The 25,588-nt window shown below is 41.0% G+C and carries 26 protein-coding genes, 1 tRNA gene and 3 pseudogenes; 8 read left to right on the top strand and 22 right to left on the bottom strand.

Translation table 11 applies throughout. The features are described from left to right. Positions 1-71: 71 nt before the first annotated feature. From ACFOSE_RS06505 to ACFOSE_RS06445, 13 genes and pseudogenes are all read right to left on the bottom strand, one after another. Positions 72-224 (bottom strand): annotated as a pseudogene (locus ACFOSE_RS06505) (IS982 family transposase); the annotation flags it as partial. A gap of 129 nt (positions 225-353) precedes the next feature. Beyond that, entirely contained in the window at positions 354-707 is a 354-nt protein-coding gene (gene rbfA, locus ACFOSE_RS06500) for a 30S ribosome-binding factor RbfA (protein ID WP_380431814.1), read from the bottom strand. Positions 708-737: 30 nt separating this feature from the next. Beyond that, positions 738-2,723: pseudogene (gene infB / locus ACFOSE_RS06495) on the bottom strand (translation initiation factor IF-2); the annotation flags it as partial. 104 nt (positions 2,724-2,827) lie between these two features. Then, a pseudogene (locus ACFOSE_RS06490) lies at positions 2,828-3,470 on the bottom strand (translation initiation factor IF-2 N-terminal domain-containing protein); the annotation flags it as partial. 18 nt (positions 3,471-3,488) lie between these two features. Continuing rightward, a complete protein-coding gene (locus ACFOSE_RS06485; RefSeq protein ID WP_380431812.1) occupies positions 3,489-3,791 on the bottom strand; it encodes a YlxQ-related RNA-binding protein in 303 nt (100 codons plus the stop codon). After that, the gene (rnpM, locus tag ACFOSE_RS06480; RefSeq protein ID WP_380431810.1) at positions 3,784-4,080 is read right to left on the bottom strand and encodes an RNase P modulator RnpM; all 297 of its coding nucleotides are present in this window, start codon (positions 4,078-4,080) and stop codon (positions 3,784-3,786) included. The genes ACFOSE_RS06485 and rnpM overlap by 8 nt, the downstream gene beginning before the upstream one ends. Positions 4,081-4,100: 20 nt before the next feature. Next, positions 4,101-5,294 (bottom strand): transcription termination factor NusA, encoded by a 1,194-nt coding sequence (gene nusA, locus ACFOSE_RS06475; RefSeq protein WP_380431809.1) that lies wholly within the window; start codon positions 5,292-5,294, stop codon positions 4,101-4,103. Between the two features lie 105 nt (positions 5,295-5,399). Continuing rightward, entirely contained in the window at positions 5,400-5,879 is a 480-nt protein-coding gene (gene rimP, locus ACFOSE_RS06470; RefSeq protein WP_380431822.1) for a ribosome maturation factor RimP, read from the bottom strand. A gap of 232 nt (positions 5,880-6,111) precedes the next feature. Continuing rightward, positions 6,112-6,198: transfer RNA gene (locus ACFOSE_RS06465), tRNA-Ser, on the bottom strand. A 72-nt stretch (positions 6,199-6,270) separates the two neighbouring features. Continuing rightward, positions 6,271-6,906 carry a tRNA (guanosine(46)-N7)-methyltransferase TrmB gene (gene trmB / locus ACFOSE_RS06460; protein WP_380431807.1) on the bottom strand — a complete coding sequence of 212 codons (636 nt, stop codon included), beginning with the start codon at positions 6,904-6,906 and terminating at the stop codon, positions 6,271-6,273. Between the two features lies 1 nt (position 6,907). Beyond that, positions 6,908-7,723 carry a cell cycle regulator CcrZ gene (gene ccrZ / locus ACFOSE_RS06455; protein WP_380431806.1) on the bottom strand — a complete coding sequence of 272 codons (816 nt, stop codon included), beginning with the start codon at positions 7,721-7,723 and terminating at the stop codon, positions 6,908-6,910. A 35-nt stretch (positions 7,724-7,758) separates the two neighbouring features. Continuing rightward, on the bottom strand, positions 7,759-8,811 hold the full coding sequence (locus ACFOSE_RS06450; RefSeq protein ID WP_380431804.1) for an ABC transporter permease: 1,053 nt from the start codon (positions 8,809-8,811) through the stop codon (positions 7,759-7,761). Between the two features lies 1 nt (position 8,812). Further along, a complete protein-coding gene (locus tag ACFOSE_RS06445) occupies positions 8,813-9,538 on the bottom strand; it encodes an ABC transporter ATP-binding protein (RefSeq protein ID WP_380431802.1) in 726 nt (241 codons plus the stop codon). 77 nt (positions 9,539-9,615) lie between these two features. Here ACFOSE_RS06445 and ACFOSE_RS06440 point away from each other — a divergent pair, with 77 nt between their 5' ends. Together ACFOSE_RS06440 and ACFOSE_RS06435 are read left to right on the top strand one after the other, a co-directional pair. Further along, positions 9,616-10,035, top strand: coding sequence for an HIT family protein (locus ACFOSE_RS06440; RefSeq protein ID WP_380431800.1), 420 nt, complete (start codon positions 9,616-9,618; stop codon positions 10,033-10,035). Beyond that, the gene (locus ACFOSE_RS06435) at positions 10,032-10,316 is read left to right on the top strand and encodes a hypothetical protein (protein ID WP_380431799.1); all 285 of its coding nucleotides are present in this window, start codon (positions 10,032-10,034) and stop codon (positions 10,314-10,316) included. Before ACFOSE_RS06440 ends, ACFOSE_RS06435 begins: the two co-directional genes overlap by 4 nt. 741 nt (positions 10,317-11,057) lie before the next feature. On the opposite strand, the gene lytR is transcribed toward ACFOSE_RS06435, so the two are convergent. From lytR to ACFOSE_RS06415, 4 genes are all read right to left on the bottom strand, one after another. Next, positions 11,058-12,227, bottom strand: coding sequence for a glycopolymer--peptidoglycan transferase LytR (gene lytR, locus ACFOSE_RS06430; protein WP_380431798.1), 1,170 nt, complete (start codon positions 12,225-12,227; stop codon positions 11,058-11,060). A 2-nt stretch (positions 12,228-12,229) separates the two neighbouring features. Next, entirely contained in the window at positions 12,230-12,676 is a 447-nt protein-coding gene (locus tag ACFOSE_RS06425; protein WP_380431796.1) for a GNAT family N-acetyltransferase, read from the bottom strand. Between the two features lie 68 nt (positions 12,677-12,744). Beyond that, entirely contained in the window at positions 12,745-13,185 is a 441-nt protein-coding gene (gene tsaE, locus ACFOSE_RS06420) for a tRNA (adenosine(37)-N6)-threonylcarbamoyltransferase complex ATPase subunit type 1 TsaE (RefSeq protein ID WP_380431795.1), read from the bottom strand. A 62-nt stretch (positions 13,186-13,247) separates the two neighbouring features. Next, complete coding sequence (locus ACFOSE_RS06415; RefSeq protein ID WP_380431793.1) at positions 13,248-14,669, bottom strand: NCS2 family permease; 1,422 nt, start codon at positions 14,667-14,669, stop codon at positions 13,248-13,250. A gap of 168 nt (positions 14,670-14,837) precedes the next feature. Here ACFOSE_RS06415 and ACFOSE_RS06410 point away from each other — a divergent pair, with 168 nt between their 5' ends. The 5 genes from ACFOSE_RS06410 to ACFOSE_RS06390 all read left to right on the top strand — a co-directional run bounded on the left by ACFOSE_RS06410 (position 14,838) and on the right by ACFOSE_RS06390 (position 19,138). Further along, positions 14,838-15,650 carry a Cof-type HAD-IIB family hydrolase gene (locus tag ACFOSE_RS06410; protein ID WP_380431791.1) on the top strand — a complete coding sequence of 271 codons (813 nt, stop codon included), beginning with the start codon at positions 14,838-14,840 and terminating at the stop codon, positions 15,648-15,650. A 267-nt stretch (positions 15,651-15,917) separates the two neighbouring features. Further along, a complete protein-coding gene (locus tag ACFOSE_RS06405; protein ID WP_380431790.1) occupies positions 15,918-16,910 on the top strand; it encodes a PTS sugar transporter subunit IIB in 993 nt (330 codons plus the stop codon). A gap of 34 nt (positions 16,911-16,944) precedes the next feature. Beyond that, positions 16,945-17,757, top strand: coding sequence for a PTS mannose/fructose/sorbose transporter subunit IIC (locus ACFOSE_RS06400; RefSeq protein WP_380431788.1), 813 nt, complete (start codon positions 16,945-16,947; stop codon positions 17,755-17,757). Between the two features lie 15 nt (positions 17,758-17,772). Next, positions 17,773-18,690 (top strand): PTS system mannose/fructose/sorbose family transporter subunit IID, encoded by a 918-nt coding sequence (locus ACFOSE_RS06395; RefSeq protein WP_380431786.1) that lies wholly within the window; start codon positions 17,773-17,775, stop codon positions 18,688-18,690. A gap of 70 nt (positions 18,691-18,760) precedes the next feature. Continuing rightward, positions 18,761-19,138 (top strand): DUF956 family protein, encoded by a 378-nt coding sequence (locus tag ACFOSE_RS06390; RefSeq protein ID WP_380431785.1) that lies wholly within the window; start codon positions 18,761-18,763, stop codon positions 19,136-19,138. A gap of 26 nt (positions 19,139-19,164) precedes the next feature. Here the strand turns inward: ACFOSE_RS06390 and ACFOSE_RS06385 are convergent, their stop codons facing one another. Beyond that, the gene (locus ACFOSE_RS06385; protein ID WP_380431784.1) at positions 19,165-20,226 is read right to left on the bottom strand and encodes an acyltransferase; all 1,062 of its coding nucleotides are present in this window, start codon (positions 20,224-20,226) and stop codon (positions 19,165-19,167) included. 311 nt (positions 20,227-20,537) lie between these two features. On the opposite strand from ACFOSE_RS06385, the gene serS reads away from it, so the two are divergent. Further along, on the top strand, positions 20,538-21,809 hold the full coding sequence (gene serS / locus ACFOSE_RS06380) for a serine--tRNA ligase (RefSeq protein WP_380431783.1): 1,272 nt from the start codon (positions 20,538-20,540) through the stop codon (positions 21,807-21,809). Between the two features lie 65 nt (positions 21,810-21,874). Here the strand turns inward: serS and ACFOSE_RS06375 are convergent, their stop codons facing one another. From ACFOSE_RS06375 to ACFOSE_RS06360, 4 genes are read right to left on the bottom strand one after another with little or no spacing between them, the layout of a single operon-like run. After that, positions 21,875-22,513, bottom strand: a complete 639-nt coding sequence (locus ACFOSE_RS06375; RefSeq protein WP_380431781.1) for an HI_0552 family protein — start codon at positions 22,511-22,513, stop codon at positions 21,875-21,877. Between the two features lie 45 nt (positions 22,514-22,558). Further along, on the bottom strand, positions 22,559-23,329 hold the full coding sequence (locus tag ACFOSE_RS06370) for an acetyl-CoA carboxylase carboxyl transferase subunit alpha (RefSeq protein WP_380431779.1): 771 nt from the start codon (positions 23,327-23,329) through the stop codon (positions 22,559-22,561). After that, positions 23,326-24,189 carry an acetyl-CoA carboxylase, carboxyltransferase subunit beta gene (gene accD / locus ACFOSE_RS06365; protein WP_380431777.1) on the bottom strand — a complete coding sequence of 288 codons (864 nt, stop codon included), beginning with the start codon at positions 24,187-24,189 and terminating at the stop codon, positions 23,326-23,328. Before accD ends, ACFOSE_RS06370 begins: the two co-directional genes overlap by 4 nt. Positions 24,190-24,197: 8 nt before the next feature. Further along, positions 24,198-25,565: an acetyl-CoA carboxylase biotin carboxylase subunit gene (locus tag ACFOSE_RS06360; protein ID WP_380431775.1), complete on the bottom strand. Its 1,368-nt coding sequence runs from the start codon at positions 25,563-25,565 to the stop codon at positions 24,198-24,200. Positions 25,566-25,588: the final 23 nt, after the last annotated feature.

Raw genomic sequence — 25,588 nt, 5'->3', positions numbered from 1 at the left:
ATCCATTTTTCATCTTAAAGATAAGAGACACCAAAAAAGACAAACCTCCAAAAAGAAGTTTGTCTTCGGTCTGACTCATCTGAAACTTTGACTAAACCAATATTGCGACGATGTTTCAAAGAATCGGGGCAGTAGGTATGATAAAATTGGGAACTGATTTGAGATAATTGTTTGATATTCCATTGTAAATGATGGGATTTAGCGGTATACTGTAAGTGGCTCATTAGGACTACCTCCTGTTTGTTTTGTCACTTACAGTATAGTCCTTTTGGGCTTTTTATTGTCGTTGAAAATCAACTAGCACCACGAGTATGTTTATATAAAAGGCAAAATCAGACCTTTGAAAGGTTATCTTAATCCTTATTTCTCAAGTCATGCAGCATTTGATCAATTTTATTCCCATATTCAATAGATTCATCTTTGATAAAGATTAAATCAGGAATTTTATACATGGTTAGATTTTTACCAAGTTCACGTTTGATGGTTCCTTTGGCTTTATCTAGGCCGGTCTGCGCTTTCTGATTATCAGAAGCGAGACTTGAATGGATGGTGTAGTAAACCCTTGCTGCTGAAAGATCTCCTAGCATTTGCACATCTGTAATAGTAACATCGGAGACACGAGGATCACGAACCTTCTTTTGAAGAATTTCATTAACTTCCCGTTTAATCTCCATACCTACACGGTCGACACGAAATGATTTAGCCATTGTGCTCCTTTCTCAATCACGATAATGGAACTATCTCTTGATTTCTTCCATAATATAAGCTTCGATAATATCATCTACCTCAAGATCATTATAGCCCTCAATCATGAGACCACCTTCTTGTGCATTACCAACTTCTTTCACATCATCCTTGTAGTGCTTTAAGCTAACTAATTTACCATCGTAAATGACAACACCATCACGGATAACACGAACGCTGGAGTCACGAGTAACTTTACCATTGGTAACAAAGAAACCACCAATGGTCCCAACCTTAGATACCTTGAATGTTTCACGAATAATAGCTTCCCCGATGACTTTTTCTTCATATTCAGGATCAAGCAGACCCTTCATGGCATCTTCGATTTCTTCGATAACCTTGTAGATGATGCTGTGAAGACGAATTTCCACTTCATCCGTTTCTGCTTGAGCACGGGCTTGTGATGTCGGACGGACATTGAAACCGATAACAACAGCGTTTGATGCCTCAGCCAGAGTAATATCGGACTCATTGATAGCACCGACAGCAGAGTGAACGATAGTAACTTTAACACCTTCTACTTCAATCTTTTGCAAGGAAGCAGACAAGGCTTCAACAGAACCTTGCACATCTGCCTTGATGATGATATTAACAGTTTTAACTTCGCCATCTTTGAGGGTATCAAAGAGATTTTCAAGACTGACGCGGTGAGTAACCTGACGTTGTTTCAAAAGAGCGCGCTTAGCCCGTTCTTCGCCAGCAGCACGGGCTGCTTTTTCATCTTCATAAACGGCAAAATGATCACCTGCCATTGGAGCTTCATTGAGACCAGTAATAGAAACAGGCGTTGATGGCTCGGCTGTCTTAACACGGCGACCAATATCATTAGTCATGGCACGAACACGGCCGAAAGTATTACCAACAACAATTGGATCTTGTACGTGAAGAGTCCCTTGTTGAACAAGAAGGGTCGCAACGGCACCTTTTCCTTTATCCAGACGGGCCTCAATAACCGTACCGATGGCACGCACAGTTGGGTCTGCTTTCAATTCTTGGATTTCGGCAACTAGAAGGACTGTTTCTAACAATTCCTCAATATTTTTACCAAATTTGGCTGAGATTTCAACAAATTCAGAATCACCACCCCAAGCGGTTGAGATAACACCGTGCTCAGCTAATTCACCGATAACACGCTCTGGATTAGCTCCTGGTTTATCAATCTTATTGATGGCAACAATGATCGGGACACCAGCAGCTTTTGAATGATTGATTGCTTCAATAGTTTGCGGCATAACCCCATCATCAGCTGCAACAATCAAGATGGTAATGTCTGTAACCGAAGCCCCACGTGCACGCATACTCGTAAAGGCCGCGTGTCCTGGTGTATCAAGGAAGGTAATCTTCTTACCGTCAGCCTCAATTTGATAAGCTCCTATATGTTGAGTGATCCCACCAGCTTCACCTGTAGCAACACGAGAATTGCGCAAGGTGTCAAGAAGAGTAGTTTTACCGTGATCAACGTGTCCCATAATGGTTACAACAGGGGCACGTTCGACCATAGCTTCCGAATTGAGATAAGTATCATCTACAAAGAAACGTTCAATATCTGCATCATCAACTTCAACTTTTTGTTTAGGTTCTATACCGTAATCTACCATCAAAAGTTCGATCGTATCAGCATCCAGAGATTGATTTTGGGTAGCCATAACCCCCATCATGAATAGCTTTTTGACAATTTCGGCCGGTTCACGCTTGATACGTTTAGCGATATCCACGACAGTCATACCTTCAGTGTATTCAAGCACTTTTGGTAATTCATGGAATTTACGCTCTGTTACCGGCTTGGGAGCAACATTATTATTGCGGTTATTTTTACCTTTTTTATTCTTCTTAGTGTTGTTCCAGTTACTGTTTCTTTGATTTCTCACTTGGTTTTGATTATTCCACTTTTTATTTTTACTTGGTTTTGGTCCGTCCTCATTTCTATCTGAAAAATCATGTGATTTGTCCGGACGGTTAGCCTTTTTACGGCGATTATCTTTCACCGGCTGATTGACAACCGCTGCAGGCGCAGGGCTTGGCCGCACAGGTGTTGGAGTAAGTGTAATTTCTTGCTCCTCCTTACGTTTATTTTGACGAGCCTGTTCCCGCTCTTGAGCTGCACGCTGTTTGTTTTCTTGTTCTTGACGGAAACGGTTCTCACTCTCACGTGAATATTCAGCGTTTTGCTCTGCCTTCAAGGCTGTCGCACGCGCCTTAAAGTCAATACGTGGACCTTGGTTTTGTGGCTGACGGTTAGCATTGTCACGGCGGTTGTTGCGATCGTGGTTATTAGGACGGTTGTCCTGACGGCGATTCTTATTTTTATCATCACGACTATTATCTTTACGATGATTATTTTGATTGTTTCGACGACGTTCTGCTTCCGCCTTAGCCTTGGCTTCACGTTCCGCCTTAAAATTACGGATTTTAGGTTTAGATGTCGGTTTAGCCTGATCCGACTTTTGGCCAGACCCCGCTTTTGTCTCGGTCTGAGCTTGCTGCGCTTGAGCTGGCTTTTGTGTTAATGCCGCTTTAGCTTTTGGAGCCGGTTTAGGATCTTGTTCCTTGGTGTTTTCCTTCTTAGTTGTAGATGAAAAACTTCCCTCAATACGCTTAGCATCAGCATCTTCTACGCTCGAAGCATGACTTTTAACATCTAAGCCGAGCGCTTTGGCCTGAGCCACGACCTCTTTACTTGGTTTGCCAAGTTCTTTGGCAATTTCATACAATCTTTTCTTAGACAAATCCTGTCCTCCTATTCTTTAGTCCATAAGAGTCCTCATTTTCTTTGAAAATCCAGCGTCTGTGACGGCCAAAACCTTGCGGGAACGGCCGATAGCAACGCTTAATTCCAGTGCTGAAAACACTGTGGAGAATTCTATATCGTAATAATTACATTTATCTGTTACTTTTTTTGTCAAATTTGGGGCAGCATCATGTGCTAGAAAGACCAATCTTGTTTTATGGTTTTGGATGGCCTTGATGACCAGTTCCTCACCCGAAACAATTGAGCCTGCACCTTGGGCCAATCCAATTAGTTTTGACAGTCTATCTAAATTATTCAAGACCTAACTCTCTTCTTTTGACCTTGTGATCTACATAAGCAATTAATTCATCATAAAATTCTTCTGGTACATTCATCGAAAAACTATGATTGAAGGCATGGTTTTTTTTAGCCAGCAGGGCTTCTTCATTGTCTAATTTAATATAGGCACCGCGTCCATTTTGCTTCCCAGTCGGATCAATTAAGATCTGACCATCTTTATTTTTGACAATCCGAAGTAAGTCGCGCTTGTCAATCACTTCACCTGAAACAACTGATTTCCTCAAAGGTATTTTTCTTGTTTTTGCCATAAAACACCTTCCCTTGCTTTCTATTGCGTTTCGGTTGATAATTCTTCGGCTGAATCGTCCGCAGAACTTTCTATATCAGCTGTCAAATTTTCAACTGCAGTCTCTTCCGCTTCTTCGTCCAAATCAGCTGCCATAGCCTCGTATTCGCTAGCTGATTTAATATCAATGCGGTAACCAGTCAAATGGGCTGCTAAACGAACATTCTGCCCACGGCGACCAATAGCCAAAGATAGCTTGCTGTCAGGAACAACAACCGTTGCATGCTTGCTATTTTCATCATCAAAGATGACATAGTCAACTTCTGCTGGTGCAATGGCATTGTAAATAAATTCTGCTGGATCTTCTTCCCATTGGATGACATCAATGTTTTCTTCCACTGGAACTTCAAGACCTGTTTTTGGATCAAGACGAACAGGGTGGAATTTGCCAACAACCTTCTTGATATTGGCACCACCGCGACCGACAATTGTACCGATAGCATCTACGTTAGAATTATGACTGCGGACAGCAACCTTGGTACGATCTCCCGCTTCACGGGCAAGGCTCATGATTTCAACCGTTCCGTCGAAAACTTCAGGAATTTCTTGCTCCATGATACGTTTGATAAAGCCTGGATGGCTACGGCTAACGAAAACATTAACACCGCGAGGATTATTCTCAACCTTATAGACATAAACTTCAATACGGTCATGGGATTTAAAAGCTTCTCCCGGGATTTGATCTTGGTGAGATAGTTGCGCTTCTAGAGATCCCAGGTTGACATAGATGAAACGTTGGTCAAAACGCTCAACAGTCCCCGTCATGATTTCACCTTCATGCTCTTTGTACTCATTGTAGGTGATTTCACGCATCTGACGACGCATTTTTTCCATGATCGTCTGTTTAGCCGACTGGGCAGCTACCCGACCAAATTCTTTGACCGATTCTTCAAAACGAATTTTATCCCCGAGTTCATAGGCAGAACTAATTTTCAGGGCATCGGCCAGACTAATTTCCAAACGACTATCGAAAACTTCTTCAACAACCTCACGGACACTATAAACTTGGAAGTCACCCGTCTTTTCGTTAAATTCAACCTCACAGCTTTCTGATTGACCATAGCGGCGTTTATAGGCCGATTTAAGCGATTCCGTAACCGCATCAATAATATCGTTTTTATCAATGTGTTTTTCTTCTTCCAAAACGCGGAAGGCTTCTAGCATTTCTTTGCTCATAACATTTTAGGCTCGCTAATTAGCGGAGCTGGTATCCTTTCTATCTACAATTTCTACTCACTAAAACTCAAATTTCTTAGATAAGATCTTCTGAAGCAAAGCCTATCACAGCTTAACAGCTAAACGGGCTTTGGCTACTGTCGAGTAAGGGATTACGACCATCTTCTTTTGGGTTTTATCCCTGTATTCAAGTGTTAAGTTTTCACCATCAAAATCCACCAAGTCCCCTTCAAAAACTTTAACCTTATCAATAGCCTTATAGAGGCTGACATTGATATAGCTACCAACCGCCGCACTCAGACTTTCAGTTGTTTTTAAAGGACGTTCCAAACCTGGACTGGAAACCTCTAGCATGTACTGGCTCGGAAAAGGATCAGGTTTAATCTCATCCAACAAGGGACTGATGAGATCCGTCAACTCGGCCGTATCGTCAACAGTTATGCCTTGCGGTTTATCCACTAGAACCGAGAGCACATAGTCAGCCCCCATTTTTTCATAGACAACATCAACCAATTCAAAGGGTTGTGGAATTACCGGTGCAATTGTCTGGGTAACAAGATCAACAATAGATTGATTTGCGATAATAGGCCCCTCCTTTTTCTAACTTTTATCAATTCTTGCCATAAATCGAAGGGATTTAAGATCTATAGAGCCCATCCCATCCTTAAAACAAGAGAATAAAGCAATACATAAGAGGCGAAGTTACAACTCCGCCTCCTTCTTTGTATCATTATTAGTAGTATAGCACGTCATTCCAACAATTGCAAGGTTTGATTGCCTTTTAAACTAATAAAGCCCATTTTTAAGTTTTTGTCAAAGGAGAAGAGGGGATTCGAACCCCCGAGCCCCGTTAAGGACTACACGCTTTCCAAGCGTGCGCACTCGGCCACTATGCGACTTCTCCATAGAAATGCCACTGAGGTGACATTATAACATAAATTATTCAAGAAAAAAACCACTGCGCCTCTTTTTCTTGCTAAAATCTAGCTTCTACCCGATAGATGACCTGACCTTTATCAGAAAATTTCTGCTCATATTCTGTCATCACATTATCCGCAAAATCACTAGCATGTAAATCTAACCAAACCTTTTGTAAAACCATTCCATACTGGGAAAAACTAGCTAAACTGTACTCAAATAATCCACGATTATCCGTCTTAAAGTGGATTTCCCCATGCTCGGGTAAAATCTTCTTATAAATATCTAGGAAGGTCTTGTAGGTTAAGCGGCGTTTTTCATGCTTAGTCTTGGGCCAAGGATCTGAAAAATTGAGATATAGAAGGTCAATCTCTTGGTCCGCAAAGTAATTGGTCAAGCTAGATCCATCCACCTGTAACAAGCGAACATTATCAAGATCACTGGCTAAGACCTTATCAAGGGCATGACTGAGGACAGAAATCTGAAGATCAATACCGATATAGTTAATATCAGGATTTTGTGCTGCCATTCCTGTAATAAAGCCCCCCTTGCCAGAACCAACCTCAATATGGATGGGCTTGTCATTACCAAAGACTTGATGCCACTTCCCCTTAGCATCTTCGGGGCTGAGGATCACATAATATGGGTTGTTGGCGAGATGCTCTTCAGCACCTTTACGTTTTCTCACTCTCATTCTATGATTTACCAACTATCTCGCGGAATTTGCGCAAATCATAAATCTCTTGGTTGACATGCTCCATGTCGTTTTCATCGAAACATTTGAGAATTTGAGTTAGGTAAGACAGTTGCCCAAACCAGGCTACCTTTGTCATAACCAGATCATTAGTCTTATAGCCATAATAACTCAACCACTCATTCCAGTGGGTATAAGGGATGTAATGACTCAGCATGTAGGCCACATCGTACATACGATCTGTCAGGCGAACAGAATCCCAATCCACTAGATAAATCAACCCACTGGTAGTAATAACCCAGTTGCTATGACGCAGGTCCCCATGCACGATAGTTGCTTTTTCAGGATCAAACTCTGGCAAGTTATCTTTGAGTTCCTGAGCGATGGATTGCAAAAAGGTATTAGAACGCAGTTGCTCTGGTACACTATTTCCCCAGTCAATCACGAGATCCTTGGGTGTTTCAATCTTATAATTGAGTTGGGACAATTGGTTGACCAAAGTTCTTGAGCGGTGCATGCGTAGCAAAATCTGAATAATCTGCTTACTCGTCATGTCCTGCTTGTTTAAAATACGTCCATTAAGCCATTCTTGCGCACTCATCACATCGCCATTGGACATCCGCTTGGCCCAAAGCAGTTGAGGTGCAATTTGTTCCTTAGCTAAAGCAGCCAAAATAGGGGTCGTATTCATTTTAACAAAGACACGATCTCCATTCGGATAAGTTCCGATATAAGCTTTACCACTTTTACCACGCAAGGGCTTTAAAGTCAAATCTGAATCAGTTGTTGTCACGTTACCCCTCCTTTTGTTATCCATAGACTGTAATCTGTTTTATTATTTTACTTGTTTTATCAGTCCGCGTCAATCATATTCTTTAACTTGTAAGGCAAATAAACCTCATTCAAGACGAGACTGACAACTACTAGCAGCAGTAGACTTTGCCATGAGAAAGCAAAGACCAATAAAACAAGAACTTCAAGTCCTAAAATAAGATAGAGAATTTTTCTCAGACTACTTTTAAAATTCCTTTTTTTGAGATCTGCATCAACCGGAAAAAGCTGGGTCAAGTACTGGTAGTCGTAATGATTAGCCAACGCTAAAAGTTGGAACAAAAGCAAGTAATTAAAGAGTACAGCTAGAGAGCTTGCTACCAGAGCTTGGTCAATAAAAACTAAACTTAAAATACCCAGAACCGTAAGACGTAAAGTAAGACCAAGATAATCACCACTGCGGAAATACGCTCTCATATAAAGATTGGACCACAGGTTGGACTGTTGCTTAAGTAACCTCGATAGAAATACATCCAGATAAGCACGACGCTTATTTTGAGTTGAAATCCCCTTAACATTGGTAAAGAGGGAATAAAATTTTAAAATGGACTGTTGACGTCCCTGTTCATAGCTAATAGCCCAATCCCAATCAAAGTGATCTGCTGCAGTTAGTCGTCTGCTTCTAGCATAGACCACTAAAGCCTTCACAATAAGCAAACCGATAAGCAAAGCAAAGAAGGCTGTTTTTGAAAAACCTAAAGCCAGAAAAATTGGTGCTAAAACAATGAGCAGAGCTGTCTGCAAACTCCCCCAGAGCGCAAAACTTCGGAACCTAGCCTGCCTAATAAGCTTTAAAAGTTCATCTTCTTTAGGTAGAAGGAAAATATAATCGGCAGGCTCTAAATAAGTAGCCACCCGCCCAAACCATAATAAAATCAAAATCAGGGTACTAAGACTAAGGATAATCGGCAGGCGGTTATTGGGAAAATGCTGCAATAGGCTGCTATACTGTACCAAAAGAAAGCCTAATAAGAAGAGCAAGACCAGAATAAAATGGTCATTGAGAACATAGCGGAGATATTTCAAGCACTGCTGGTTAAAGTCAAAGCGGCGTTTAGCAAATACTTCTTTCATATCAGACCTCTTTAGTTAGCACCATATAAATATCGTTGAGACTAGCATCCATCTGACCAAAATCCTGACGCAAATCTGCTAGAGTTCCTTGAGCGCACACTTGCCCCTGATGCAAAATGACAAAACGATCGCACATTTTCTCTGCCGAATCTAAGACATGGGTAGACATAAGAATCGAGGTACCCTTAGCTTTTTCTTTGTTGAGAAGATCTGTTAGATCATTGATAGCCACAGGATCCAAGCCAAGGAAGGGTTCATCCACAATCAAAAGTCTAGGTTCAACAATAAAAGCACAGGTGATCATGACCTTCTGCTTCATTCCCTTGGAAAAGTTTACAGGAAACCAGTCCAATTTATCAGCCAGCCTAAAGAGTTCAAGCAGGCTTTGTGCCCTTTCCAGAGCTGTCTTCACTGGAATATCATAGGCCATAGCAACTGTTTCCAGATGCTCGCGCAAAGTCAGCTCTTCATAAAGACTAGGCGTCTCAGGGATAAAACCGATTTTTCTACGGTAGGCTACCTTATCCCGACTAAGAGTCACATCATCAATACTGATATCTCCTTGATAAGGGGTCAAAAGACCGATAATCTCTTTAATCGTTGTCGATTTTCCGGCACCATTAAGACCAATGAGACCTACCAGTTCCCCATCGGCAACTTCAAAAGATAAATCCTTTAAGACAGGAATATTCAGATAGCCCCCTGTCATTTTTTCTACTTTTAACATAGTATTCTTTCTATTTTTTGTTATAATCAATAATATAATTATTATAACAAAAACATTATTAATCGAGAGGTATTTACATGGACAGCTGTATTTTTTGTAAAATCATTGCCGGAGAAATTCCTTCTTCCAAAGTCTATGAAGATGACAAAGTGCTAGCTTTTCTGGATATCTCTCAGACAACTCCTGGTCATACCCTAGTGGTTCCCAAGGAACATGTTCGCAATGTCTTGGAGATGTCTGAGAAAACCGCATTGGAGCTCTCTTCTCGCCTACCAAAATTAGCACGGGCTGTGAAATCAGCCACAAATGCTAAGGGCCTCAACATTCTCAATAACAATGAAGAGGTGGCAGGACAATCTGTTTTCCATGCTCATATCCACCTGATTCCCCGCTATGATAGCAATGATGAGCTAAGTATTACCTTTACCGAGCACGAACCCGACTTTGATGCTCTTGCTAAACTTGCTCAGAAAATTGCCAACGAGGTGACCGCATGAAACTAGGACGACTGCTCCTGTCTGGTATAACAGTTTATGGAGCCTATAAAGTATATCAGAACCGCGACTGCTTTAAAGAAAATTTCAAGGAAACTCGATCTAGCTTTAAGAATATAAAACGAGACATCACTAACATTCAAGACGATATCACTCTTATTTCACAACAGTTAGATGTCATTAGCGACTATAAAAAAGACCTGACCTATAAATTTCAAGTCTTTCATCAGAACACTCAATCTTATCTCGAAGAAATCGAGCAACGGCTGCAGAAATGGCAATAAAACCAAAATGATATTATTCTAACTAATTCATCCAAGTAAATATCCCCTAGACCGGATAAAGTGTAGTGGATGACTCATAACTCAGCGCAAGAGAGAATCAGATGGATTCTCTCTTTTAAGTTTTTAAAGACAAGCTAAAACGGTCTTTCAAAGCGTTTTACTATTCAAAGCGATGAGATTTTGGTTAAACTCAAAAAGCCCTATAATACCCAAAGCGGACTTGCCCACTACAGATATTATGGAGCTGCTATAAGTCACCCACTACAGTTGACAAAGAGCCTATGTTTTGAAGTCGGTTGCAAAATAAAAAAAGGTAGAACCGTCCCACCTCCTACCGCAGACAAGTCTGTTTCAAGGGGAGTTAGAAAGGCTCTACCTTTACTTAAATTATATATCAATACTAATTTTTTACAAGTAGAATCACATATTGTGGCTTTTCTTTTCCCCAAAACTTAAAGCCTTAGTTTTGGAACCATTCGAAACAACACAGCAAGTTAAAATAAGGTTTATCCGTATACAACTTTTAAAAAGTGGCACCCGATTCGGGTGTTTTTTTATCCACTTATATCCTGTTCTACTCTTTTTCATAAAACAGATACTTTCAAGCCTTTGAGTGATTGTTATTAAATAATAAAAAATGAACGAAACTATTCTCCACAAGAGACCGATTCGTTCATTTTTATATTTAGAAAGTTTAATAATTATGGAATGTATAACAATCTGTTTTTCCAAACCTCACTTCTAGTATCCCGTTCCATAGCTGCTGTAGCCGCCTGTGCCATAATCACTCGGTGCATTATAGCCACCTGCTGCGCTACCATCATCTGTACCAGAATAGTCAGAGCTATAAGAACCGTAGCTACTGTCACCATAAGCTGCAGAATCATCTTCTGATCCATAAGAGTCCAGATCTTGACCGTAGAGATTCTCATATAAAACAGCATTAGTTTTCATGCTAGATTCTGTTTCCTCTTTAAGTCCTAGTTCTTTTTTGATGCGGTTTTGAATTTTTAACAGATCATTGGCCGTTGCAATTTGATAGGAACCACCATCAATCATAGCATCAGTTCCTTTCAACTGATAGGTTTTAACATTACCAATAGCATCTCTATAACCAAGTAGATTAGTCAAGTTGTTGGTTGAAAGATCAATATCTGTCTGCATATTCTTACTTACAGCTGATAAGATTTTTTGATAGCTGCTAACACTATTTCCCATGTTCAACAATTTTTTTACAACTTTTTGAATAACCTCGCGCTGACGTTTTTGACGGCCATAGTCTCCTTCGGGATCGTCATAGCGCATACGGGCATAAACCAGAGCTTGTTGACCATTGATTAAGTGCGTCCCAGGCTCAACAGTCGCCGTGTATTCTGGTTCGTTTTCGGCAATAGAAATTGGGAAATCGAAATTATTGGTAACTGTGATACCACCGACCGCATCAACCAAATCAACCAAGCCCTGCATATTAACCTGCATGTAATAATCGATATCAATATCAAGCAGACCACCGATAACGGATAAGGCTTTTTTCGTTCCTCCACTAGCATAGGCTGCATTAAGTTTAGCTTGATCACTGGAATCATCAGACATATTAATTAAAACATCCCGTTCCAGACTGGTCATCGTTGTCTTTTTTGTCTTAGGATTAACCGTAACAAGAATCATAGTGTCACTATTACCTTCCCAGGTTTCCTTACGCTGGGAATCACCAGTGTCAACCCCCATCAAAAGGATGGAAAAAGGCTTAGTCTGTTCAATAGCCTTGCTACTTTTACCATACTGTTTGAAAGTCTGTAATAACTGATTATTGGTAAAATTGAGGGCACTGCCCCCATAGATAACAATTGCTAAAATTGTTGTTGCCACAATAGCTGACAACATCATAAAAATTTTTCTTCCTAATTTCATATCTAGTCCTTATTTACTGGTCTGCTCATCGCATAGACCTCAAGATAATGGTTTTCTTTGCTGAGGACAGCATCGGTTTGAAGACCATCTATTTCAAATCCAAATTTTTGGTAAAGATGGATAGCGGGTTTATTTCTCACTTGAACGGTTAGAATGAGTCGCGTTAAACAGTCGGATTCTTGAGCCCAGTCTATCACCATTTCCATGAGGATGCCTCCTAGGCCATGGCCACGGTAATCCTTAGCAATCACTAAAAAGACATCGCCCGCCCAGGCTCCTGAGAACTCTGGATGGCTGACAAGATTGAGCAAGCCGATGATTTGTCCCTCCAGTTTAGCTAGAATACAAATATCTCTTGGACTGTGCAACTGTTTTTCCAGAAATTCAAACATTTGAATTTCCGACAGGGGTTCGCTATCCTTGGTAATCAAGTCTGTTTCGACTATCACTTCTTTTAAAAAAACTAATTAGGGCCGAAGCGTCTTGTGCTTTAGCTTCTTCAAAAATAACTTTCTGGCTAGCCACTGATTGCTCCCATCAATTCTTGAGAGCGCTCCCCAACAGCCTTAAAGGAAACTTGGCGTCCATCATCAACCCGGTCGATAATGACTTCCAAATAATCATCCGGTAGATTAGACCCCAGAAGATGCCCCCATTCAATAACCGTAACACCAGCATCGAAAAGAAAGTCATCTAAATCAATCGAATCTGGGTCATCTCCAATACGATAAACATCCAAATGATAGAGAGGTAACTTCCCTTCATACTCACGGATAATGGTGTAAGTTGGACTCTTAATCATTTGCGATATCTCTAAAGCCTGAGCAATCCCTTTTGTAAGCGTTGTTTTCCCAGCACCGAGCTCTCCGGTCAAAATAAGGACATCCTGCGCTTGCAAAGACTGTCCTATCCTTGAACCAATTGCTCTTAGCTCGTCTTCGTTATGACTGTAAAACATAGAGTCATTATATCAAAAAAGAACTGCTCTTCCAATTATTTTATGTAATCACAAATAGAAAACTATAAAAGGGCTAAACTAATGAAATTGAGGATGAAGAGGAGATCTAGAATCCATAAAATCAAATGAATATCCTTGACCTGACCCTTGATAATTTTTACCAAGGTAAAGGTAATAAAACCAGCAGCGATACCATAGGTAATACTATAAGCAAATCCCATAAAAACAGATGTAAAGAAGGCAGGGACCGCTTCTGATAAATCATCCCATTGAATATTTTTCAGATTGGATAGCATCATAATACCAACGATGATGAGAATAGGAGCCGTAGCCTGAGTTGGTACAAGGGATACCAAGGGACTAAAGATGCTGGAGATTGCAAAGAGACCTGCTACAACGAGAGCAGTTAAACCAGTACGGCCACCAGCACCAATACCAGCAGCAGATTCAACATAGGTTGTAACATTTGAAGTACCAGCGATAGCACCGACGGTTGTCCCAACCAAGTCAGAAAAGAGAGCCCGATCCAATCCTTCAGATTCTTTGTTTTCGCCAGTTGTCGCTACGATACCGACCTTTTCACCTGTACCGATTAGTGTTCCAATAGTATCAAAGATATCTGTTAGAGAAAAAGCAAGGATGGCCATTAGAACACTTGGAATTCTTGTGATATCAGAGAAAAGTGAGCCTAAACCTTTACTGCCAAGGGCTACACCAAAGACATCTTTTAAATCATGGAAAGAAGCTGAAAGGTTGGTTTCCGACCAATTGAGGCTACTCAAATCAACAACTCCCAGAAAGATCCCAACTAAGGTCGTCACTGCAATAGAAATAATGACACCACCACGAATACCTTTAACAATGAAAATAATGGTAATTGCAAGCCCAATCAAGGCTAAGATAACCGCTGGATTATTGAAAGCGACGAGGCTAGGTGTAGCAGAAGAGTCTGCTGTAATGGAAGCAGCAGCCTTGTCAGCACCAGTTCCAGATACGGTATATTTGTGGGGATCAATCGCAAAACTCAAAAAGCCAGCATTTTTGATACCCACATAGGCTAAGAAAATACCAATCCCTGCTGAAATCGCTGATTTAAGAGTGTTAGGAATCAATTCAATTATCATCTTACGTACTTTCGTAACTGTGATAATTAGTGAAATAAGTCCACACAAGAAAACCATGGCTAGGGCCTCTTGCCAGCTATAACCGAGAGAAAAGACAACAGTATAGGTAAAGAAAGCATTCAACCCCATACCTGGCGCTTGAGCGTAGGGTAAGTTGGCATACAGGGCCATCATCAAAGTCCCCGCAACTGCACCAATAATAGTTGCCAGGAAAACACCCTGAGCAGGCATCCCTGTCTGACTCAGCATGGCTGGATTGACAAATAAGATGTAGGACATCGCAAAGAAAGTCGTCAAACCAGCCATAATTTCAGTATGGACATTAGTTCCACGTTCCTTTAATCTGAAAAATTTCTCCATTGAAATTCAAAACTCCTTTTTTAAACAATAAGTTGATTATATCCTATAATGATTGGGAAAACAATAGGCTTTGTTGAAAACATCTTGGTCGTGTCGGACTTCTCTATTCACAGAAGACAAGAAATTAGAACTGTTGTCCTAGACCTATTTTTTGTTATAATGAATAGTATGACTCATAAAATAATTGCCTTAGATTTAGATGGCACCCTCTTGCGCAGCGATAATACCATTTCTGACTATACAGTGGACACTCTCAAGAAGATTGCAAAACTTGGACATCAAATCGTCATTGTGACAGGACGGCCTTACCGCATGTCTATCAAGCCCTACAAGCGTTTGGGTCTGGGGGGACCCATGATCAATTTCAACGGTGCCCTAACTCATATTCCTGAAACTTCTTGGACTGGAGAACTCAATGTAAAAATTGATAAGAACTACCTATTTGAAGTCTTGGAAAACTACGATGCGTTTGAAACGGATTTTCTGGCCAGTGAATACCAAAAAAACTTCTATATCACTATGGAAAACCGACAACTGATTCCGCCTGAGATATTTGGTGTCAATCATATTACAGATGATATGCGTTTGATTCCCGAAAAAATTACCCGCGACCCCAACGCTCTGCTTATGCAAACTCGTGCTCATGACAAGTACCTACTGGCAGATCAAATTCAGGAGCATTTTCAAAATGGCATTGAGGTTGACTCTTGGGGGGGACCTCTTAATATTCTGGAATTTTCTCCCAAGGGGGTCAATAAGGCTTTTGCACTCAAGCATTTGTTAGAACGTCTGCGCAAAGATAAGCAAGATCTCATTGCCTTTGGAGATGAACATAATGATACAGAGATGCTGTCCTTTGCAGGAACTGGTTATGCGATGAAGAACGCCAGCAAGGCCCTTCTACCTTATGCTGATAATCAAACAAAATACAGCAATGAGGAAGACGGTGTTGCTAGACAATTAGCAAAACTTTTTCTCTAATAATTTCTAGACTGTATAATAGTCATAAAAGCAGCTATTTCCTTTAGAATATCTGCTTTTTAATATAGTGATAACTAGTGATAGTTGATAGATTTTGATAATTTTTGGAAATATATGCTATCTTTCATAAATTTATCTTGACTTTTATTTGAAAGCGTTTTACAATATATTTGTTCTTGACTGTCACTAAGATATCCGTAAAAAATATCGGGAGAGATTGTATGGGAAATCTTAGAGATAACTAATAATAAAGGAGGTAATTCAAGAATGGGTATCGGTATTATTATTGCCAGCCATGGTAAGTTTGCTGAAGGTATCCACCAGTCAGGCTCCATGATTTTTGGTGAGCAAGAAAAGGTTCAAGTTGTAACCTTTATGCCAAATGAAGGTCCTGACGATCTCTATGGACACTTCAATGACGCTATTGCCAAATTTGAGGCTGACGATGAAATCCTAGTCCTCGCTGACCTTTGGTCTGGTTCACCTTTTAATCAGGCTAGCCGCATCATGGGTGAAGAAACTGAGCGCAAAATGGCCATCATTACAGGACTCAACTTGCCAATGTTGATTCAGGCTTACACAGAGCGCCTTATGGCCGCTGATGCAGGTGTGGAACAAGTGGCTGCGAATATTATCAAGGAGGCCAAAGATGGTATTAAGGCGCTTCCTGATGAATTAAATCCTGCGGAAGCTGCTCCAGCTGCAGCAACTGAGGATGCCGCTCCTCAAGGGGCCATACCAGAAGGGACAGTCATCGGAGACGGCAAACTTAAAATCAATCTTGCTCGTGTTGACACACGTTTGCTTCATGGACAGGTTGCTACAAACTGGACACCTGCTTCCAAGGCTAATCGTATCATTGTCGCTTCTGATGCTGTTGCCAACGATGAATTGCGTAAGAACTTGATTAAACAAGCTGCACCAAACGGTGTAAAGGCTAATGTTGTACCAATTAAAAAATTGATTGAAGCTGCAAAAGATCCTCGCTTTGGTAACACGCGCGCGCTTATCTTGTTTGAAACACCTCAAGAAGCCTTACAAGCTATTGAAGGTGGTGTGCCAATTACCGAACTCAACATCGGTTCTATGGCTCATTCTACTGGTAAAACGGTTGTTAACAACGTTCTTTCCATGGACAAAGACGATGTTACTACCTTTGAAAAATTGCGTGACCTTGGTGTTAAATTCGATGTTCGTAAAGTACCAAACGATTCTCCAAAAGATTTGTTTGATCTCATTGAAAAAGCAAATGTGCAATAACTTTATTTATTAAAAATCGAAAGGAACTAGAATAATGTCAGTTATTTCTATTATTTTGGTCCTTATCATCGCCTTCTTTGCAGGGCTTGATGGTATCTTGGATCAATTTCAATTCCACCAACCACTGGTATCATGTACCTTAATTGGTCTTGCTACCGGACACCTGGAAGAAGGACTCATCCTTGGCGGATCTCTTCAAATGATTGCTCTTGGTTGGGCTAATATTGGTGCAGCCGTAGCACCCGACATCGCTCTTGCTGCAACAGCATCTGCAGTTATCATGGTTAAAGGTGGAGACTTCACTAATCAAGGTATTGGTGTGGCAAAAGCTGTCGCTATTCCTCTAGCCGTAGCCGGTCTTGCTCTGACCATGTTGGTTCGTACTATATCAGTCGGTATCGTCCACACAGCAGACGCTGCTGCCAAAAAGGGAAATATCGCTGCTGTAGAACGCGCTCACTTCTTTGCTCTTATTCTACAAGGGCTTCGTATTGTCTTGCCTATTGCCCTTCTTCTCGCTTTACCAACATCAGCTGTACAAGCTACCCTCAATGCTATCCCAGATTGGCTGAAAGATGGTATGACTATCGGTGGTGGTATGGTTGTAGCCGTTGGTTATGCTATGGTTATCAACATGATGGCCACTAAAGAAACTTGGCCATTCTTCGCCCTCGGTTTCGTCTTTGCAGCTGTTACTGATTTTACCCTCATTGCACTTGGTACTATCGGGGTAGCCATTGCTCTTATCTACCTCAACCTTTCTGATATGGCAGGTAAATCTAATTCTGGCGGCGGTTCTAATAATAGCTCGGGCGATCCAATCGGCGACATTTTGGAAGACTACTAGAAGGGAGCATCAAAAATGGCTGAAAGAATACAATTAACAAAATCTGACCGTCGTAAAGTTTGGTGGCGCTCAACCTTCTTACAAGGGTCATGGAACTACGAACGTATGCAAAATTTGGGTTGGGCTTACTCACTTATCCCAGCTCTTAAAAAACTTTATAGCAACAAAGAAGACCGTTCTGCTGCTTTGGAACGTCATTTGGAATTCTTCAACACTCACCCTTACGTAGCTGCTCCTATCTTAGGGGTTACGTTAGCCCTTGAAGAAGAAAAAGCAGACGGTGCTGAAATTGATGATACAGCTATCCAAGGGGTTAAAATCGGTATGATGGGACCTCTAGCTGGTATCGGTGACCCAGTATTCTGGTTCACTATTCGTCCTATTCTCGGGGCTCTCGGAGCTTCATTGGCATCAGCAGGCAACATTTTAGGTCCAATCATCTTCTTCCTAGGATGGAACATCATCCGCATGGCCTTCTTGTGGTACACTCAAGAATTGGGCTACAAAGCTGGTTCTGAAATCACTAAAGACCTCTCCGGAGGTATCCTCCAAAAGATTACTAAGGGAGCTTCTATTCTTGGTATGTTTGTCCTAGCAGCACTTGTTGAGCGCTGGGTCAACGTTAAATTTATACTAGCTCTTCCTTCTACTAAACTTACTAATGACAATGGTCAAACCTATGTTGACCTAAGCCAAAAAGTAACTGGAAAATTTATCAAGGAAGCTATTGAGGGTTATAATAATGGCTTAAATCTTGGTCCAATAAAGGTCAACACCCTCCAAGGACAACTGGACTCATTGATCCCAGGTTTGATGGGACTACTTCTAACCTTACTCTGTATGTGGTTGCTCAAGAAGAATGTTTCTCCAATCGTTATGATCATCGGTCTCTTTATCGTAGGTATCATCGCCCACGTCATCGGCTGGATGTAATCAACTAAAAGAGGGGTAAACCCTCTTTTTAATATGGTATAATATAGAAAAACTTTTTAAGGTAGGGAATATGGCACAATCAATCAATACCAAAGTTGAACTGACAACAACTGGTGTCTTTTATCTAGGGCTTGACAGCAAGGTAGGAAAATTTCTCATCGGAGATAAGGCCTTGGAATTTTATAATGATAAAAACCCTGAGGACTATATTCAGATTCCCTGGGATTTTATCCTTAAAATCGGAGCTAATGTTTCAGGCAGATCTATCGGTCGGCATTTCCAAGTCTTTACCGATCAGGGAACCTTCCTTTTTGCTTCAAAAGATTCAGGAAAAATCTTAAAAATTGCTCGTGAAAAATTGGGAAATGAGAAGATTGTGAGGCTTCCAACACTTCTACAAAAAATTGGTTCTGGTATCCGCAATATATTTAGAAAAAAAAACAAATAGCAGTGATGATCAAATCACTGCTATTTTTAATTATAACGTCCAAAAGGAAATTTCGTATCTATTTTAGCCACAAAATTGAGAATCCTTAGTTTTCTAAATAGATAATTTCTCAATATTTCAATGAGAGCTGAGATCAAGAAAATTAAAAGAGCTGTACCTAAAATTAAGAAAGGGAAAAAATAAATTGGGAAGTCAACAAAAGGAATGAAAACATCTCTCAACCAAAAGCGAACCAAAAGGGGATTGAGGTGTACAAGATAGACACCCAGAGTTGTTGAGGAGAACAATGTTATCAGTTTAGCACCGATACCTCCCCTCTTAATCCTTAACGTCTCAAAGCGGATGAAAATCGCAATTGAACCAGCCAGCATACTAGGCGAAGTATACCAATACCAAATATCTCCCTTAATAAATTTCATAATAAAAGTAACTGCAATTGACCCGGCAAAAATCAACAGTAGGGTTCTTTCTTTGAAAAGGCGCTCTAAGTCTAAACGTTTGAGATAGGCTCCAATAATATAGAGGACTGTGAGCCAATTCATGCTGAAGCCTTTAGCAAACGAGAACTCATCAACTCGTGTGTCAAACATGGCTGGCATAACTGAAAAGAAAAAGATGGCAACAATAACCAAATATTTCAAATCATGATTACTAATTTTAGACAGACCTATATTTAGAAGGGGCATGAAAATCAGGAGACCAAAATAAGCAGTGATATACCAATATTGTCCTGTAATGACTGGAAAAAAGGCCTTGAGCCAATCTTTCTGTGTCAAGGTTTGACCTTCGAGGCTAAAAATCAAGGCGAAACCTAGCGTGTAGAAAATGACCTGTAACCAGAGAGATAGGGCCTTAGAGTATTTATAATGAGAATGGATACCAACGTAGCCACTGATTAAAGCATAGCAGTTAACAGCCCCATAGGCAGTAACCTGTATCAGCCAAGTTACCCAATAATAGACATCAACAGAATCCTGTACCTCATCACGAATACCGCCTTTACCTAAGATATGGGTAATAATGATCATCAACATGGCAAAAATACGTAAGAGATCGATTCCTAGATTTCTTTCTGATTTCTCTTTCATAAAAAAATATTCTAGCATATTTTAAAACACCATGCTTCTCAATTCTTTTACAAACTTTAAGTTTACTTTTCATCTGTTTTCTTATATAATAGTGTCAAACGGATAAGTAGGGTTGTGATCTTTTCAGAAAGTCTGCGGTGGTTGCGAGCAGACAGGAAAGCAATTTGAATTCTACCGTTTTCTAAAGGAATTACCCTTGACTCTATTATTATATAACTGATTAAGTGCACAGCAGTGAAGTTGGATGGAACCGCGCGATAAGCGCTCCAACAATCTTCCTTGCTGTGCTTTTGTTTTAGAAAGAGGAACTTATGTTAGATTTAAAACGTATTCGTACAGATTTTGACACTGTTGCTAGAAAATTATCTGATCGCGGAGTGGCGAGTGAAACCTTGAATGAATTGAAAAACTTGGATGTCAAACGTCGTGATCTCATCGTTAAATCGGAAGAGCTTAAAGCACAGCGCAATGTTGCTTCTGCAGCTATCGCTCAAGCTAAGCGTAATAAGGAAGATGCCACAGATAAAATTGCCGAAATGCAGCAGGTATCTGCCGATATTAAAGCAATTGATAAAGAGTTAGCGGACACAGATGACGCTGTCAATACCATCCTAGTTGGCCTACCAAATACACCTGCAGATGATGTGCCAGTCGGTGTTGATGAAAACGATAATATTGAAGTCCGCCGCTGGGGAACTGCTCAGAACTTTAATTTTGACGTCAAAGCACACTGGGATTTAGGAGAAGATCTTAATATTCTGGACTGGGAACGAGGTAGTAAGGTGACTGGTTCACGCTTTCTATTCTATAAAGGACTAGGGGCTCGCTTGGAGCGCGCCATCTACAATTTTATGCTAGATGAACATGCTAAAGAAGGATATACTGAAATGATTCCTCCCTATATGGTTAATCACGACTCCATGTTTGGGACAGGTCAGTATCCAAAATTCAAGGAAGATACCTTCGAGCTGGCAGAATCCGACTATGTCCTCATTCCGACTGCTGAAGTTCCTTTGACCAACTACTACCGAGGTGAAATCATCGAGGGCAAGGATACGCCTGTCTACTTCACAGCTATGAGCCCATCTTTTCGTTCTGAAGCCGGTTCTGCAGGTCGTGATACACGTGGTCTTATCCGCTTGCACCAGTTCCACAAGGTGGAAATGGTCAAATTTGCTAAGCCAGAAAGTTCTTATGATGAATTAGAGAAAATGGTGGACAATGCTGAAAATATCCTGCAAAAACTAGAACTCCCTTACCGTGTCATTACGCTATGTACTGGTGATATGGGCTTCTCTGCCGCTAAGACATACGATTTAGAAGTCTGGATGCCAGCACAAAATACCTACCGAGAAATTTCTTCTTGCTCAAACTGTGAAGACTTCCAAGCCCGCCGCGCTCAGATTCGCTATCGTGATGAAGCAGACGGCAAGGTTAAGCTGCTCCACACCCTCAATGGTTCTGGTCTTGCTGTTGGACGTACTGTCGCCGCTATTCTTGAAAACTACCAAAATGAGGATGGTTCTGTTACCATTCCAAAGATCCTTCGTTCTTACATGGGGGGAGCTGACATCCTCAAATAAATACAATAAATGCTCTACAAGTTTGCTGGTTAAATCATCCAGAAATCTATAGAGCATTTTTTATATTACTGTTCTTCTCTTTTCTTGGTTGCTTCGTAGTAGGGCATCACTTTTTCAAAACCAACTGCTAGGCTATCTGTTAAGTCCTCTAACTGGGTTTGGGGAGTTAGGGGAAGATCATATTTCACCAACACCTTACGGATACTGCCAATGTTTACCGCTCTCTTCAGAATTTGACGATTACTCTCCGTCCCTGCCATTCGTCGACTGAAACCATCTTTTTGAACAAAATAATAGAGGGATCCCTCCAAAGGCAAGGAAAGAACCTGATGTTGTTTAGCAAGAGTCCTGTCTGATTTCTTACGTTCCACAAAGCTGACCTCCACTGAAATACCAAAATCATCTTTTTGTCCATAGAGACGAATAGCAATTCCGACATCATCTTGACTATCTTTCGGATGCTTAAAGTAACACCAAAAATGCGGACGGGCGATCTGTGCCTGATTGACCCAGTTGCTGACACGTGTCATTTCAAAAGGTACTACTTTGTTATTCAAGAGTTTAGCTAGCTCAGTAAAATCAGAACGCGCAGCTTGTCCTAAAGCTTTAAGAGCAAGCATTTCCTCTACCAGGGGCCCAGCCTTTTCAGGTTTGATGTATTTGAATCCTTGATAGCCTAAATAATCATTCCATTTTTGATACATACTTTGATCCTTATTATAACAAAAGAGCCCGCAAGGGGCCCAAAACTAATATTTTCTAAAACGTTGATAGCGGTTTTCAAGCAGCTCTTCCAAAGGAAGTTGACTGAGGTTATCTAGTTCTTCGATCAGATTTTCCTTCATCATGGCTATAATCTCACTTGAAAAATAACCATGCTCTGGAATAACCTTATCTACAATATCCATATTGTAAAGTTCACCGGCTGTCAGTTTCATTAATTCGGCTGCTTCAGTGGCACGTGAGCCATCCTTCCATAAAATGGAAGCAAAGCCCTCGGGGCTAAGAATAGCATAAATTGTATGTTCCAACATCCAAACCTTATCCGCAACAGCTAGAGCCAGGGCGCCGCCAGAACCACCCTCACCAATGATAATAGCAATAATTGGTACCTTGAGATCACTCATATCCATGAGATTGCGAGCAATTGCTTCGCCTTGGCCTCTCTCTTCAGCACCGACACCTGGATAAGCACCAGCTGTATTAATAAAGGTGATTACAGGGCGACCGAATTTTTCGGCCTGCTTCATCAGGCGCAAGGCCTTACGATAACCATCCGGATTGGGTTGACCAAAATTTCGATTGAGATTGTCTTGAAGATTTTTTCCCTTTTGAATCCCAATAACGGTTACCGGACGACTATCCAAACGAGCAATGCCACCCACAATAGCACCATCGTCAGCAAAGTGACGATCTCCATGCAATTCCATGAAATCATCAAAAATTTGTTCTGCATAATCAAGTGCCGTCAAACGTCCTTGATCACGCGCTTCTTTTAGTATACGGGCAACATCACTCATTGGACACCTCCGTGAAATGCGATAAGTTTAGCAATAGTTGCTTTTAGATCCGTACGCTTTACAATAGCGTCCACGAAACCGTGGGCCAAAAGAAATTCAGCCTTCTGGAAATCATCTGGAAGCTGCTCACGTACAGTTGTTTCGATAACACGGCGGCCTGCAAAACCAATCAAGGTTTGAGGCTCAGCGATAATCATATCACCCTCCATAGCAAAGCTAGCTGTTACACCACCAGTAGTTGGATCAGTTAGAATTGTCAGATAGAAGAGGCCAGCATTTGAATGGCGTTTAACAGCTGCTGAAACCTTTGCCATCTGCATAAGACTCATGATACCTTCTTGCATTCTAGCACCACCGGAGGCTGTAAAAATAACAACGGGTAAATGATGTTCAATAGCATACTCAAAGAGACGCGTAATTTTCTCACCTACTACTGTTCCCATACTAGCCATGATAAAGTTAGAGTCCATAATAGCTAGAGCTGTTTCTTGTTCTTCTACTTTAGCAGTTCCTGTAACAACAGCTTCATCCAAGCCTGTCTTTTCCTTAGTCGCTGCTATTTTTTCCTTGTAGTTAGGGAAGTTTAATGGATCTTTAGTTTCAATCCCTGTAAACATTTCTTTAAAACTTCCCTCATCAACAGTCAAGGCTAGACGCTCTTGAGCCGAAATACGGAAGTTATAACCACAGGAAGGACAGGTCTTCTCAGCTCCCATATCCTTTTGATAGATGACAACCTTGCAACTAGGACATTTATCAAAAAGTTCATCTGGAACCTCTGGTTTGGCTTTTTTAGGTGTCCGTAAAGAATTGTTGGGATTGATACGGATATACTTATCCTTCTTTTTAAATAAAGCCATAAGTCCTCCTAATCCTCTTGATTATAGGCTGGTAAAAATGTTTCCATCAAGAATGATGTATCATAATCTCCAGCAATCACATTTTGATCTGAGATAAGATCCAGCTGGAAGTCTGCATTTGTCAAGACGCCGTCGATTTCCAATTCATAAAGGGCACGCTGCATCTTCATCAAAGCGTCAAAGCGATTTTCTCCATGGACAATAATCTTAGCAATCATACTATCATAGTAAGGTGGTATTGTGTATCCGTAGTAAACAGCTGAATCTACACGTATACCGACACCACCACTAGGAAGATATAAATCCGTGATTTTGCCCGGACTGGGAGCAAAATTAAATTGAGGATTTTCGGCATTGATTCGACACTCAATAGCATGCCCTGTAAACTGAATATCTTCCTGAGTACGAGATAGTTCCTGTCCATTGGCTATGCGGATTTGTTCCTTAACCAAATCAACATTTGTTACAAATTCTGTAACAGGATGTTCCACTTGGATACGGGTGTTCATCTCCATAAAGTAGAATTGACTCGTTTTTTCATCAAGAAGAAACTCTATAGTGCCTGCATTTTCATAATCAACAGCCTTGGCAGCACGAACAGCAGCAGCCCCCATTTCTTGACGCAAAGTTGAACCAATAGCAATCGATGGGCTTTCTTCCAAAACTTTTTGGTTGTTACGTTGTAAGGAACAATCGCGCTCACCAAGATGAATAACATGACCATGACTATCTCCCAGAATTTGCACTTCAATGTGGCGGGCAGGATAGATAACCTTTTCAATATACATAGCCCCGTTACCAAAAGCAGCTAGGGCTTCCTGTGAAGCTGATTCAAAAGCTGGAACTAAATCTTGAGCATCTTCCACCTTACGGATGCCCTTTCCTCCGCCCCCAGCCGAAGCCTTAAGCATAACCGGGTAGCCAATCTCATCTGCAATTTTGAGAGCATCTTCAGCCGTCATCACCTCTCCATCTGAACCTGGGATAACAGGAACTTTAGCTTTAATCATCTCCGCACGAGCGTTGATTTTATCGCCCATTTTATCCATAACAGCTCCAGAAGGTCCAATGAATTTGATATTCATCTCTTCACACATGGTTGCAAATTTAGAGTTTTCACTTAAAAAACCAAAGCCAGGATGAATAGCTTCTGCCCCTGTGACAATAGCTGCTGATAAGACAGCGTTCATATTAAGATAAGAGTCCGTTGAATGGGCAGAACCAATGCAGATTGCTTCATTAGCTAAAAGAACATGGAGAGCTTCTTTGTCAGCTTCTGAATAAATTGCGACTGTTTCGACACCTAATTCACGTGCCGCACGGATAATACGCACAGCAATCTCACCGCGATTGGCGATCAAAATTTTCTTAAACATTTATCTGCCTTTCTCATGAATAA

This window comes from Streptococcus dentapri (assembly GCF_042649885.1).
Lineage (GTDB): Bacteria > Bacillota > Bacilli > Lactobacillales > Streptococcaceae > Streptococcus > Streptococcus dentapri.
The sequence above is the reverse complement of the archived record's forward strand: the minus strand, read 5'-3'. Positions and strand labels throughout refer to the sequence as shown.